This window comes from Pseudomonas sp. CCC3.1 (assembly GCF_034347405.1).
Classification (GTDB): Bacteria; Pseudomonadota; Gammaproteobacteria; order Pseudomonadales; family Pseudomonadaceae; genus Aquipseudomonas.
Genome location: NZ_CP133778.1, coordinates 2,640,207 through 2,653,660, shown reverse-complemented (window position 1 = coordinate 2,653,660; position 13,454 = coordinate 2,640,207). Strand labels below are relative to the sequence as shown.

The window sequence follows — 13,454 nt, the reverse complement described above, 5'->3', positions numbered from 1 at the left end:
AGCGCCAGACCGCAGCTCGGTGGCACGGTTACCCCCACCCTCCGTGTCATCCAAGCAGCGAGTAACGCCTGAATAGCGCGCGGTAGAAATCGATGAGCATCTTGTCGGCATCAGGCCGTCCGAGCTCCTCCGCACCAAAACGATAAACCTCGCAACCAACCAGTCTGAGTGCTCGATCCGCTGCCATCATTTCTGCATAGAGCTTTGGACTCGCCTTACCGTTGTCCGAATAGTGGTGCTGGCCATCGACCTCTATGACTATTCGCACGCCACCTGGAAGCAGGATGAGGAAATCCATCCGGCATCTGAGCAGCGCCTCTTTCCCGCGGTATTTAAGTGTCTGCGGATCCCAGTGAAACCAGACCTCAGGGACAAGCGCAGGCAAATTCGGGACATCTTTCTGAAAGGCACGGAAAAAACATGTGAACGCTAGGGCTTGCGGCGGTGAGTTTTCGGGCAAGCTAGCCTCTAGCCGGCGGTATAGCGCTACTTTAGCATCCTCTACGGCGAGCCCACGGGTGTGCGCATACCAAGCTTGCAGATCCCTCCAAAGAAGCCCCTCCGATCCGATAGGGCGATCGTACATGAGGACATCTTCTGCTCCTTGAACGATCTCGATGTCGTTGTCCAGCGCATTTCCTAAGCGCAAGTCTGGCTTTTTTCGGGAACCGAAAATAAGGTTTTTCGGGGAGGCCTGTGTTGCTCCACCGATAGCGACCAAAGTAGATGTGAGGTAGCCGTCCGCGCCATTGGACGTATAGAAATGAATGCCGCACGGCTTCAAGGCGGCGTCCACAGCTCCAATGAAAACCCGCTGCTGAGACTCATCGGGCCTGACCGTCGAGGAAGCAAGTGCCTCCACGAATCGACAGAATCGAGCATCAGTGCATTTGTATGCACCGAGCCTGTCGAAAAGGGCCACAGCGTCCCAGTCTGGGTTGTCGATGTAATGACGAATAATCTCGTCACGCAGGGTTGGCGTCTTGTTCGCGAAGTCTAGAAAAGGCCGGTCATCAATCTGCCAAAATGTACCCAGCACCTCCTCAAACCCTGCCCGATCCAAAGCCAAGTCAACTTGCTCGAGGCTTTTTGCCAGATCTCGTCGGTATCGCGCAGGGATGGTTGGGCTAGTCCCGTCATCCCACAACAGTTCTTGAAGGACGTCCCGTTCACGTTCGGGTAATCCAATGCTCTGCAAAACACGTTGCACGGCTTCGATCCGCTGATCGTCGGTGGCTTTTAACACCGCACCTGCTAAATGCTGGCGCTTGCTGGGACTGCCGGGGTTATCTGGCAGGCCCAGTTTGGCCAGCAGATCCGGGATCTTGGCATCACTCTGATCATCTTTCCTATCACCTAGGATAGCGGCGAAAGACGTGCGAAGGGTTGCGAGATTTTGCTGCGTCCGAGCCATAGTCAGCATTTCGAAAGATGTGGGATGAGGATGCTACCACTGGGGAGAAATGGTTGAGTATCGCCATTGAAAGGCCCACCTGAGCAGGCTATGGGCCCTCCTCCAAAACAGCTCTCGATCCATCCGCCGTGTTTGATCGATACGTGAACAGATATACCCTTGGGGCACCGAAGTGTTCGTGACAGTTACTATAGGGCACGTGAACTGCCACAACGCCTACCAGTGAGTAGGTCGAACCTAATCCAGATCAAGGGGAAGAGCGCTGATGAAGTACATCAAACTGGGCACAACTGGACTGGACGTTTCGAACCTGTGTCTCGGGTGTATGACTTTTGGCGATCCGGATGCTGGTACTCATCCATGGACGCTTGGAGAAGACCAGAGCCGGCCCATCATCAAGCACGCGGTTGAGCAAGGCATCAATTTCTTCGACACCGCCAACAGCTATTCCGCTGGCACCTCAGAGACCATTGTAGGCAAGCTTCTCAAAGAGTTTACCCGCCGGGACGAAGTCGTCATCGCAACGAAAGTCTTCTACCCAGCAAACATGTGGGAAGGCTCTACAAGGCCCAACGAGAAGGGGTTGTCCCGAAAAGCCATCATGGCCAATATCGACGCCAGCCTGACACGACTAGGGACAGATTACGTAGACCTTTACCAGATCCACCGATGGGATTACGACACTCCGATCGAGGAAACCATGGAGGCCCTGCACGACATCGTGAGGGCCGGTAAAGCTCGTTACATTGGCGCGTCATCCATGTACGCCTGGCAGTTCTCCAAAGCCCAACACACCGCTCAAGTGCACGGCTGGAGCAAGTTCGTGTCGATGCAAAACTTCGTCAATCTGCTCTACCGCGAAGAAGAGCGAGAGATGATTCCGCTGTGCCTTGATCAAGGGGTAGGCCTGATGCCTTGGAGCCCACTGGCGCGAGGCCGCCTTACGCGACCTCATGGTCAGCAAACCGAACGCACTAAAACCGACATTTCCGGCCAGTCATTCTTCCAAGCAACCGAGATTGAGGACGGTCGGGTTATCTCAGTTGTTGAGCAGATCGCTAAAGAGAGAGGCGTGCCCATGGCTCAGGTAGCGCTGGCCTGGGTGCTCGGGAAGAAAGGAGTATCGGCACCCATCGTTGGCGCGTCGAAGCCTGCGCAACTGGACGATGCCATTGCGGCACTCGATCTCGTGCTAAGCGAGGAAGAGATCGCCCGCTTGGAGCAGCCCTACGTCCCTCACGCAGTAACTGGGTTTTCCTGAGCACACTTGCCCCATTCATCACGGTCTTACCTACCCTGATGAATGGGCTCATTTGCACCACCAATCAGGCGAAGCTTGCAGGTTCAAGTGAGTTGATCCAGTGGATCGCAGCCCGCTTGGATAATCAGTTCGAATAACACCCATAGGAAGCCGCCCTTCGATCGTCAATCGGCTCCGGGTTTACCCTTCACGCGCTTTGATGAGATAAGCGCGTCGAAGGCTTCTTGAGTCGAATATCCCTCACGCAGTTTCCCCGCCAAAAACTCCGCATCCAGCCCTGCTGGGTCAAAAGCTTCGCGAGCATGCCTGACCAAGGCCAACCATAGTTCCCAAGGAAGGGCTGTTTGTTGAGCATTACGGCAGCGATAGCTCGGTCGCGTCGACAACGCCGGCTCACGCTCAACAAGCGTATCGCACAGGCGTCGTAGCACCTGGAACACTGAGTCGCTCATGCCGATAATGCTGGGATGAACCTGGACAGAGATTGCCTGAATCGTTGCTTCAGGGTTGAGAGCATGAAGCCCCGCCAAGCGAAGAACCTCAGCTTCAAACGCCTCAATACCGACAGAGCCGGCTAACCGCTCTACGACCTCAAGCTCCGCCAGATTTTGGCGCTCCAGTCCTATGACGTGCTTTTCCATAATCGACCTACGTCCTCGCAGCTGATTCATCATTCACCCCCCTGCCCGGTCGAACTCCTCCATCATCTCAGAGAATTCGGCGTCGGTCAGTGGTACCAGCGGCTCTATGTTGCCGGACATCATGTCCCTCTAAGTGACTGAACCTTTGAACGCTTACGGTCGAAAGACCTCATCGGCTACACCGTGATTCAGTCCATGGTGCATTTCCAAATCATGATTGTTTTGGCAACGCTGCTGATGAAGACATTCAGTTACGTCCCACCGGTCATTCCTGGGCACTAGCTGTGGTGTTGATGGGCCCTTGGCAACTCTTGGGGCCATCATCGAATACCGTAGCACCAAGCAAGTAACGTCGGCGTCAGACGGTCACGATGGCAGGTATCCATTCGCCAACTCAGTTTTGCTCCTGTTCTGTGGCCCGAAACTACGCTTGTGATTGAGACTACCGGCGGTGGGCAGATTGGATGTTTACACCAAGACTACGGGAATGTGGGCAAATCCAGCGCCTCGCATGGCTAGTTCGGTGATGCATTTGGCCGGATGGGTGACCAGTGACGAAATCCCGAATATGCTCGGCAGAAGGTCACCTCCTCCCAGCGAAGCTCAAGGTCAATAAAATGCTGCTCACGGAAGACGCGCTTGAATTCGCCCGCCGGCACATCGGTGCCTACTACGACACCGACTTCTTCCCGAAGCCCTTCGAGTTTCTGGCTGTCTGGCACTGTTGGGATGAGGTCAAAGCCTACCTGCTCGCAACGCCTCTGAAAGATGTTTTGAGCAGTCAGCCCCGCGTCTTGCCGTGGCACAAGGCCCGGGGAGGCTGCCGAGTCGTCCATCAACTTGAGCCACTCGACGCGTTGATCTACACCGCCCTGGTTTCCCTGGTGGCCGAAAAGGTCGAGCGGGCGCGCATGGGGCCGGAGGTGTCCTGCGCCTACCGTATCGAGGTCAGTTCCAACAGTTTCTTCTCTCGAGGTTCGGGCTTTGACACCTATCGTGAAAACTGTGAGCGGCTCGCCAGCCAACATAGCTATGTGCTGTCCACGGACATCAGCGATTTTTACAACCAGATTTACCTGCACCGCATCCGCAATGGACTGGAGGAAATCGGCGCCGGCCCTGCCCTGGCCAAGGAAATCGAGTCGTTCCTGATGCGGCTCAATATCAAGTCCTCCCAAGGTCTGCCTGTTGGCCCTGCGGCCTCGATCATCCTGGCAGAGGCGGCGTTGATAGACGTCGATCAGTTCATTGCACACAGGGGACTGGAGCATGTTCGTTACGTGGATGATTACCGGATATTCAGCGACGACGAGGCTGAGCTGAAGGCCATCCTGGAAGACCTGGTGGTGTACCTGCACCAGCAGCACAGGCTTGGCTTGGTCTCAGAAAAGACCAAGATTCAGGACTCAGCGACCTTTCTCCATGTGGAGCTGAGAAACGCCTACCAGCTGGAAAAGCTTGACCTGATGCGCAGCATTGAGGCCGGCAATCAGTACGGTGAGTACCATGACGAAGAGGCAGAACAAGATGAGGATGAGGGCGATGATCAGGATGACGACGATGGCTCCAGCCTTGGGGAACGCCTCTCTGAAGCCCTCATGCGTGCTAAAGAATCAGGTGCGATCGACCTGGGAGTGATGCGAGCCATCATCAGACGGGCGAAGAATGCCCGGGACTATACGATTGCCCCTCTCCTGACTGAAGATCTCGAGTTCTACCTGCCGGTGATCAATGACGTAGCGCTCTATTTCGATGTCTTATCCCCTGCTGATCATTTTGTGCTGGCGCCAGCTCTTACCCATGCCTGTCGTCAGGGCCATCTGGAGAGTCAAAGCGCGAAGGTTTGGATGGGCTGGTACCTTGCAAGGCATGTAAGGGCGAACACGCCAGTGTTGAAGCAGTACGTCCAACGGTGCGGCACCGCCATCGCAACTGCGGCCGAGCTTTCCAGAGGAAACCGTGCGTGGTCAAAGGAGGCAAAGCAGCGGGTATCGGGTACAGCTTCGTGGGATCGTCGGGCCCTGATTCTAGCGCTCAGAGGACTGTCTGACGATGAGCGCAAGGTGAGCCTGCAGTTGCTGAAGAACAGTGTGTCCTTGACCAAGCTGGATGGCTGGGTCTGCAAATGGGTTCAAGACGGCGCACCGGGGTTCTGAGATTCGGCAATGGCTTCGGCCTTGATGGTGATGTTCAACGCGACATCACCACAGGCACTGAGTCAAGGAACGGTTGATGGCAGGCGAGTCAGCTTGGCGTCAACCACGTCCTAGTCCGGATTACCAGGCCCTCAGGTTTCGGCTTGCACCGCTTCCTCATCTGACTCGAGCTTTCTGGGTTTACCCGGTTGGAAGAGGTAACGCCCTTTGGCCAGCAATACCTTACCCACGAAATGCGGTATTGCCAGGCTCTGCAGATCGCGCTCGGGGGCGTCACCCTCCATCCGGTACTGCACCAGATCGTTGTTGTAGAAATGCAGGGTTTTGGCGAAGGCCTGCGCCATCGAATCTGGTTTGGTCGAACGAGGATTTTTATACAACAGCGAAAATGACTCGCCAAACCACCAATGAGCGGTCAATTTGTCCTTCTTCTCCACTGCCTTATGGCGGTGGTACAGGTTGGTCAGGACGACCATGTCGACGTTGGAGTACTCATCCGCTGGGGCGTAGGATTGTTCGGTGAACAGCCCTTGGGAGCCGGTCAGATACCCCTCCCATTGCATGATGTCGAGCGGATCATCGCAGCCAACGACCAGTACGTTGTAATCACCCTCACGTGATGCATCCGGGAACTTGCCATGGGCGTCCATTAGATAGTCTTTCAGCTTATTGTCCATGTGCAGGCCCTTTATGAGCTGATTACCACCGCTCGCAAAGACTTCCTGCAACATGGTGGCCGCATCGCCATAGTCATCCATCCGTCCCACCGCTCGCATGATGAAGGCGCCGCTCTCGTCAATCTTCTGCTTTGCTGTGTAGTCGGCGCACTTCACTTCGACGTTGAACTTGTACCCTTGACTCTTGAAGGAGCAATCCACGTCCCGCGGCGGCATAACCTTGTCTTCGTACACAAACCCTTCTGGGAAGAAGCGTGCGTAGTGGGTGCAAACTGTGAGCTCAACCGCAGCCTGCAGATACTGCTTTTCGGAAGGTTCGGGATCTTCTAGCCGGAGTTTTTTTAGCACCATGGCTTCAAAATCCGACTTGCTAAGAAATGGCCCGATGCACCTCAAGGCCTCCACGACGCCTTGGCGATACTCGTTCGGCGGGATGTAGGGATTGCAGACCGTCACCGATAATGGCTCCCGAACCTCTGGTGTTTTTTGCATGTGTCGCGTGTCCTGAAATTGAGTGGTTCGTGTTGCCCAGCCCTTCCCCGGCTGGAGCTATGGGCAGATCGGTGTAATCAAGCTCGCGTGGTCATCATTTCGAAGCCATGCAGCTCTACCGAAGGGGGCCAGGGAGGGTGTTTGGCACGACCTACCTGGCGTTGGCCTTCGGAGCTATGAAAGCACATGACCACCGCGGGGGACTAACGTATGTAGCCTTAGTTTCAGTGGCAAAACACGGTGTAATAGCGGCAGCAACCCGGGGTGCGCCATAGCTCAAACGCCATGGCATTTTTTGTACTTTTTCCCCGACGAACATGGACACGGATCGTTACGACCAATATCCAACGACTTGTACTGTTCACGTTCCGCATTCAGATCCGCCAACATACTGAGCCCAATCATCTGGAAGTGCTTCTGGAAGCTGTCGTCGACCACCAAGTTGAGATACACACTTGCTCTCCTGATCCCCTGCTGCGCTGCGGCAGTCAGCAGTTGGCGCGCTCGTTTTTTATCCTGATCAAAGAGCTCCCCTTCGTTAAGCACCACCCCGAGCTGAAACTTACAGTCAGCATCGTCTCGCGATACACCCTGTTCAAGGATTGCCACAGCACGCTCAGGGGAATAGCAGGGAGACTGTTGTGTGCTGTAGAGAAAAAAGAGACCAAGGTAGGCTTTCGACTGCTCTGAGGTCGCGGCGAAGGTCAGCATTTCTTCAGCTTGGCCAAACTCCCCGATCTGCCGTAGATGGTCTCCGTAGTAGACACTCGCTTGTGGATGTTGACGCGTGGCGGCTTCTTTGAGCGCGTTCGTTGCGAGCCGCTCCATATTCGTGGCCGGCTCGGTGGTGTAGGCCAGACTCCCGAAGCGATAAAGGGCCTCTGTATCTGCACGCTGCATCCACAAGGTCTCAGAGCCACCGTGGATCTGAATGTACGCCATGGACAATACGTCCAAACGTGCACTGATCTCGCATGCGCACCGATACATTTCAACAGCCATGGTTTTGAGCGATGTCGCATGTTCTGCGCTGACTCGGGTGGAAACCAGACCACCACGGCCGCAAGCGCTTAGCCATTCAGCTTCGAGGACGAGCCCGGCTTGCATCTTTGCGTCAAAGGAATCCTCACTCGCAATGGCCTTGCCTATTACTTGCCCAGGTACGAGATCAGGTACCTCGGCAGGGACGATTGTCAGCTTGGGCGCGTTGCCGATCAGCAGCCCGTGAAATTCGTAGAGCGCCGACATGAAAAGCTCTCGAGCCTTTCTAGCTTGCTCAATGTCGCCTGTTTGCGATGAGGGTTGCTCATTCTCCTGCAGCGTTGTCAGCGCCTGAGGTGACGCATGCACGGCCTGGTTCCCCCACAAACGAACGCTGTGACAATCGCGTTTGGTGGCGTGGCTTATCAGCTGACATTCGTGAAGGTGGTTGATCCGCCAGCAAAGGTCTTGATTCCCGAAAGGCAGGTGTAGCTTGTCGCCCACCAGTGAAACCATTAGCTCAAGAAGCTCACGAAACGTGGTCAACGCGTAATCTGGGTAAAGCGTCAGAACTTCGAGCGCAGTGCGGTAGGTACCGCTGCTTTGCGCGGAAATCTTTGCCATCACTTCGAGGTCTGTGATGTGTTTGGTTACATCCATGTCAAACTCCTTGGCAGCACACGAGCAGCGCCAAGCTGCCAGTTAATCAGCAATCAACAGCGAGATCAGTGGAGAGATTCAAGCGAGTCAAAAGCACCATTCTCCTGTTGCCGGTGCGCGATTACGTAAACCCCATCCATCGTAATGACCAACTCGTACTCCTCAACCCAAGCTCTATCCTGAACAGGAGACGTACTGATCGCTACCCCGTCAGGTAGGCCTTGATCCTCACCGCAGAACAGCAAGCCGGTCACACCAATTCGCTGCTCCCTGGCGCACAGCAAATACCCTGTGATCCCCTCTGGGGATACAGCCGATCGCGCCCGCTCGATAGCCTTCGGTAATCTATAAATCCGCAAGTTGCCCACTGCGGCAGTCATCGGTTTATTGTCCATCACCACCGGCAAGCCGTACCCCCTTATCAAGCAGTTCAGCTAGCACCACTTCGCGCGATCGACCGGATTCTCCCCCCAGCCTGACCAGAGCTGCAGCAGCCTTAGCTGCAAGCCTTCTTGCTTGGACACGTTGGTTGGTCGAGATCTTCTCCAGACCTCCGCGGCCATGAATAAATGCGCTTCTGAGTTCAAACAGCTCTTCATAGACTTCTGCTGCACCTGGATCATCTAGGGCCGCAGCCAAGCGAAGCGCCACCCTTTCGGTAGGCCCCTTATCAACGTGGTTTCCACGCTCTCGGCGTCTGTAGTCCGCTTGGAGTCCAAGGGCTGCCTCCACGACGGTGAGGTGAGCCATGAACTCATCGATACCGTTCGCCAAAAATGCACGCACCAGGAAATGAATCACCGGTGTATCGAACAGGCTGGTGTCGGAGGCATATCTGAACTCCGACCAGTGCTCCTGGTTTCGACTCAACAATTGTTCACTCGCCTCATCTGTAAGCGTCAGCAACACAGGGCCCTCTGTTTCTTCGACCTCGCCCCATTCGTCGTGGCGAAACTTAGGCTCCCACGAGAGGGAGTCGGGGTTACGAGGCTCTGAGGGCGCAACAAACAAGTCATCATCGAGCTGGTAAATCCACGGAATCCGAAAGCCCCGCCAGTCCACCTCAGTCATGGATGACCAGTCCTCCCAAGGAGCCAAGAGCAGGAAGAACAAAGCATGCTCGACCGCCGGAGGGAAACGGCTTTCATGGGGATCGATCTCGCCTAGATCACGACTCATCATCATCGAAAAACCCGGGGTAGAGCGGGCCCCCACGCTCTCCGCTACCGGGACGTCCTCCTCCACCACCAGCCAGTTAAATTGTGAGAAGCGGCTTGAGTCGAATGAAAGGTTTGGGTAGTACCTGGTGAGCCGTGGCTTATCGAACAACTCATCCAATTGCGCAGCCGTGAAGTAACCGGTTCTCGCGGCACCAAAATTTAACGTCGGAATGTCTTCGGCCAGATCAAGAGGGCAAATGTATCTGCGCCGCGTGGTCGTTCGGGTGAAGGCCTCGTCCAGCAACGTGTAGGCCTGTTTCGGATTGATGGAGATGGTCTGAGAGCTACCTGAGGACAGACAAGGGAGTCCCAGCGATTTGAGCGCATGATCCAGCGCAAACGTAAGTCCAAACGTGACCCTGCCCTCTTGATACCTTGCGGCGCAGGCCTTTTGTAGCTCGTCGAATTCAGGAGCTTTCCAAAGCCCTCCCACTGGCGTTGTGCCTACGGCCCAGATGGCGTCCATAGCCTTGCTAACTCTAGCATCCACATCCATGTCCAAATCATTGTCCCCATCTGTGCCGGGCAGCGCCTCCGCGGCTTGGCTTACAAATTGACTCACGGGCAATTACGCATGGTTATGTCGCACCAGACCTCGGTCGCACATGAGAGTCAGTTGGGATCTTAACTCAATCGGGGATCCGCTTTGTCGTCCGCACTGCAGGCTCTGGCCCAAGACATTTCCTGCTTGGCACAACGACTTCGAGGGCCCCGCGATACCAGACGACTGCAGGCTCACGTCCCGCTCGGTCTATACGTGTCTCGAATTGCTTTGACTCGTGGAGGATCTGTCGCCAACTGCTATAGCCATACCGTTTCGGAGTTTGTTGCGGGTAGCAACTGGCGATCCAGCGAATGGCACAACCCAGGTGAGTCCAACCGCCCTCGGCAAACTTCGCCTCAGCCTCTTTCAAGCAGGCGTATATGCCGTGATCTGGGCCATCCACCGACCCATGGATTGAGCCGACATCGAATATCGCCTCAGCGGCTGGGCTTTGGAGCCACAAGGCCAAGGTCTCTTGAGCCTCATTCATGCCCTTGGCCCAGTCACGTAGGTTCAGGTAGTGCTGGTGAATGGTCTTATAGCTTTCCTCTAAGAACTCATCCGCTGTCGAGCAGCCATCCACTGACCAGAGATCGAACCGGTCGATAAAGTGATGAACCAGCTGATTGCGCAGACCTACCAGCTCCCGCAGGGCAACCTTCGTCATCTCATAGTTTTGAGATGGCATCTGAAGCTCGTGCCGATAGCTGAACCAGGTCTGGTCGTCTGTTTCGACTTGCGCTGACTGCGGTCGATCACCAACCACAGGCGAGGTCATATAGGTATCGGTCAGCATCCCCATCAGTGTGCCCAGGGTCTTCTGCTGAACAGCATTCGCCATCTTCTCTCGGATAGCTTCCAGTTGATCTATAGGGCCATTCAACTCGTGACGGGAGACCATGGCTTTCAGCAGCTTTTCGTACTGCTGCAATTGCAGGAGGCAGCGCCCAAGTTTGCGCTGCACCTTCCTTTGGAGACGGGGCAAAGCATCTGAAGGGGTAGCGGCGTCATCCATGAACAGCGACTCGGTTATTAGGAGTTGGGAACTGGTTCGGCGAGTCTGAATCATATTGGGGTGTTCATAAAGCTTGGAACAGCGTCATAGCGCATGCCCTTTCCAGCGATGGAGATCTCAATCCTTCCCGGTGAATCGCCCCGGATTATCTAGACACCCTGCAAGCTCATTGCGTAACGCTTTTCAAACTCTACCGGCGACAGCTGATTGTTGAAACCATGACGGCGTTTTGCGTTGTAGAACATCTCGATGTAATCGAACACATCACTACGAGCATCTTCCCGTGTGGTGTAGATTTTCCGCTTGATCCGTTCCCGTTTCAGAAGCTGAAAAAAGCTCTCGGCCACGGCATTGTCATGACAGTTGCCTCGGCGACTCATGCTGGCAACCAAATTGTTCGCTTTCAAAAAACTGCGCCAATCTGAACTGCTGTACTGGCTGCCCTGGTCGCTGTGAACCATCACCTCCTGCTTCGGTTTTCGCCTCCAAACCGCCATCAATAATGCATCAATGGCCAAATCACTGGTCATCTGCGACTTCATTGACCAGCCAACGATCTGACGAGAAAACAGATCCAGCACCACTGCCAAATACAGCCAGCCTTCATACGTGCGAATGTAGGTGATGTCGGTGACCCAAACCTTGTTGGGTTCTACGACATCGAACTGGCGCCTCAGCAAATTGGGTGCGGCGACAGCTGGTTTACCGCCGTACTTTCCAGGGCGACGTCGATACCCTGTCTGAGAGCGCAGCCCTTCAAGACGCATCAGCCTCGCCACACGATGGCGACCACAGTCTTCACCGACCTCGCGCAGATCGTCATGGATTTTGCGATAGCCATAAACGCCGCCGCTCTCCAGCCAGGAATGCTTGATCAAACCCAGCAGTCGCTGGTCGTCTTTGGCGCGTACCGATTGCGGCTCAGACAGCCAGGCGTAATAACCGCTGGGATGGACTTTCAGCGTCAGGCAAAGCCGTCGAATCGAATAGTCGCCCGCATGCTGCTTGATAAAGGCGTACTTCAACCGCACTCCTTGGCAAAGTACGCGGCGGCCTTTTTTAATATGTCTCGCTCTTCAGTGACGCGCTTGAGTTCCGCCCGCAGACGACGCAGCTCAGCGTGCTGATCGTAATCCTGCTGCCGTTCTTCTTGAGGTTTGCTGTAGCGCTTTATCCAGGCATATAGGCTATGCGTCGACACGCCGAGACGGGCCGCTACATCAGCGACAGGCAGCCGCTTTTCGGTCACTTGATTGACCGCTTGGATTTTGAATTCTTCGGGATAACGTGGGTTGCTCATGGCACCTCCTAATTGGCCTCAGTTTAAGGCAAAGAGGTGTCTACGAAACCCGGGGCGACTCACACCGGTGTTGATTTCGGTTGGCCTCTGCTTTGTTAAACGTCTCGTCAATATCGGACTTACTGACTGTAACGACCTTGCCGGTTTTCTTGATGGTGACGTCAATCAGGTCTGGATCATCGGCTCGCGGCGTACCGTTTTGTTCGAGGTACTTATAGATATTCTTGTCCTGGAGCGAGCGGTTTAGCGAGTCATCAGCAAACACCAAGTTCTCCTTAGAGTTGATGATGCTGAAGAACTGATCATCCGTAGTGCCTGCACGCAGCAATAGATCTTCGTAGTAGTCTTTGCGGGCAATTACATGCTCGATATCTGCGCCTCTAGAGTCCAGTTTCTGGCTCTTGTTATACCCATTATCAAGCTGGGCGAAGCCACCGGGCGTCCATGTGTTTCGGGCTTCGTAACGCTCATCCTTCATTGCTGCAAAGTTCGGATCATCGAACATCGCTGCACCGGTACGCTCTGAGAACTCTTTATAGGAGTCCGACAGATTTTCGTATTTTGCCGCGCTATGGTCGTCTATGTCGCGCATCACATCACTTAAAGCAAACGACGCGACAGCTCGGCGAATGGCTTCACGCTTGCATTGGTCAAAAATATCGTCAATGGATTTGGCGGGCACGGGCAGACCTTTACGGACTCCCTCTACCATCTCCAGTGTTGTTTTCTCAATCTCGAAAGTTGCGCGAAAGGATGCGGCCACTTTAGCCGTGCTCAGGTCCTTGTATTGGGTGAATGTGTCTTTGTAGAACTCGGCTCGCCGCAGTTCTTCATAGTCGATGTTACGAACACTCTGCGTAACGGCAACGTAAGCGCCGGCCGTTTTTTCTTTGGTATAGCTGTATGCGCTAACCGAAGAGTCTTTAGTTTTTCCAGCCGCGGTTACCACTGTATCTTTCACACTCTGCGCAGCATCCTGGATATCAAAGGACGCGACAGACTCGCTGACCCGGTTAGTCGCTTCGGATAACGCATCTTTCATAGACGAGAGAGAGGCTTTGGTGGGTAACCAGGCCATAGGATATTCCTTGAT

The 13,454-nt window shown here is 54.7% G+C and carries 10 protein-coding genes; 2 read left to right on the top strand and 8 right to left on the bottom strand.

The genetic code is table 11. The features are described 5' to 3' along the window. Positions 1 to 46 precede the first annotated feature (46 nt). Entirely contained in the window at positions 47 to 1,423 is a 1,377-nt protein-coding gene (locus tag RHM56_RS11950; protein ID WP_322241415.1) for a hypothetical protein, read from the bottom strand. Between the two features lie 256 nt (positions 1,424 to 1,679). On the opposite strand from RHM56_RS11950, the gene RHM56_RS11945 reads away from it, so the two are divergent. Further along, the gene (locus tag RHM56_RS11945; RefSeq protein ID WP_322241414.1) at positions 1,680 to 2,675 is read left to right on the top strand and encodes an aldo/keto reductase; all 996 of its coding nucleotides are present in this window, start codon (positions 1,680 to 1,682) and stop codon (positions 2,673 to 2,675) included. Between the two features lie 164 nt (positions 2,676 to 2,839). Here the strand turns inward: RHM56_RS11945 and RHM56_RS11940 are convergent, their stop codons facing one another. Then, positions 2,840 to 3,316 carry a hypothetical protein gene (locus RHM56_RS11940; protein WP_322241413.1) on the bottom strand — a complete coding sequence of 159 codons (477 nt, stop codon included), beginning with the start codon at positions 3,314 to 3,316 and terminating at the stop codon, positions 2,840 to 2,842. Between the two features lie 617 nt (positions 3,317 to 3,933). Between RHM56_RS11940 and RHM56_RS11935 the strand changes: the two genes are divergently transcribed. Further along, on the top strand, positions 3,934 to 5,472 hold the full coding sequence (locus tag RHM56_RS11935) for an RNA-directed DNA polymerase (RefSeq protein WP_322241412.1): 1,539 nt from the start codon (positions 3,934 to 3,936) through the stop codon (positions 5,470 to 5,472). A 131-nt stretch (positions 5,473 to 5,603) separates the two neighbouring features. Here the strand turns inward: RHM56_RS11935 and RHM56_RS11930 are convergent, their stop codons facing one another. The 6 genes from RHM56_RS11930 to RHM56_RS11905 all read right to left on the bottom strand — a co-directional run bounded on the left by RHM56_RS11930 (position 5,604) and on the right by RHM56_RS11905 (position 13,439). Further along, entirely contained in the window at positions 5,604 to 6,641 is a 1,038-nt protein-coding gene (locus tag RHM56_RS11930; protein ID WP_322241410.1) for a hypothetical protein, read from the bottom strand. Between the two features lie 276 nt (positions 6,642 to 6,917). After that, positions 6,918 to 8,282: an SEC-C metal-binding domain-containing protein gene (locus tag RHM56_RS11925; RefSeq protein WP_322241409.1), complete on the bottom strand. Its 1,365-nt coding sequence runs from the start codon at positions 8,280 to 8,282 to the stop codon at positions 6,918 to 6,920. A 384-nt stretch (positions 8,283 to 8,666) separates the two neighbouring features. Next, positions 8,667 to 10,064: a hypothetical protein gene (locus RHM56_RS11920; RefSeq protein ID WP_322241408.1), complete on the bottom strand. Its 1,398-nt coding sequence runs from the start codon at positions 10,062 to 10,064 to the stop codon at positions 8,667 to 8,669. 67 nt (positions 10,065 to 10,131) lie between these two features. Further along, entirely contained in the window at positions 10,132 to 11,061 is a 930-nt protein-coding gene (locus tag RHM56_RS11915; RefSeq protein ID WP_322241406.1) for an OST-HTH/LOTUS domain-containing protein, read from the bottom strand. A gap of 149 nt (positions 11,062 to 11,210) precedes the next feature. Further along, a protein-coding gene (locus RHM56_RS11910; protein WP_322238188.1) for an IS3 family transposase occupies positions 11,211 to 12,361 on the bottom strand; the annotation gives its coding sequence in 2 pieces (ribosomal slippage) (positions 11,211 to 12,118 and positions 12,118 to 12,361; 1,152 coding nt in all). 40 nt (positions 12,362 to 12,401) lie between these two features. Continuing rightward, positions 12,402 to 13,439 carry a hypothetical protein gene (locus RHM56_RS11905; protein ID WP_322241405.1) on the bottom strand — a complete coding sequence of 346 codons (1,038 nt, stop codon included), beginning with the start codon at positions 13,437 to 13,439 and terminating at the stop codon, positions 12,402 to 12,404. Positions 13,440 to 13,454 lie beyond the last annotated feature (15 nt).

Coding starts and splice junctions, on each gene's coding strand:
- RHM56_RS11950 (WP_322241415.1), bottom strand. CDS start 1,423: ATGCTGACTATGGCTCGGACGCAGCAAAATCTCGCAACCCTTCGCACG.
- RHM56_RS11945 (WP_322241414.1), top strand. CDS start 1,680: ATGAAGTACATCAAACTGGGCACAACTGGACTGGACGTTTCGAACCTG.
- RHM56_RS11940 (WP_322241413.1), bottom strand. CDS start 3,316: ATGGAAAAGCACGTCATAGGACTGGAGCGCCAAAATCTGGCGGAGCTT.
- RHM56_RS11935 (WP_322241412.1), top strand. CDS start 3,934: ATGCTGCTCACGGAAGACGCGCTTGAATTCGCCCGCCGGCACATCGGT.
- RHM56_RS11930 (WP_322241410.1), bottom strand. CDS start 6,641: ATGCAAAAAACACCAGAGGTTCGGGAGCCATTATCGGTGACGGTCTGC.
- RHM56_RS11925 (WP_322241409.1), bottom strand. CDS start 8,282: ATGGATGTAACCAAACACATCACAGACCTCGAAGTGATGGCAAAGATT.
- RHM56_RS11915 (WP_322241406.1), bottom strand. CDS start 11,061: ATGGATGACGCCGCTACCCCTTCAGATGCTTTGCCCCGTCTCCAAAGG.
- RHM56_RS11905 (WP_322241405.1), bottom strand. CDS start 13,439: ATGGCCTGGTTACCCACCAAAGCCTCTCTCTCGTCTATGAAAGATGCG.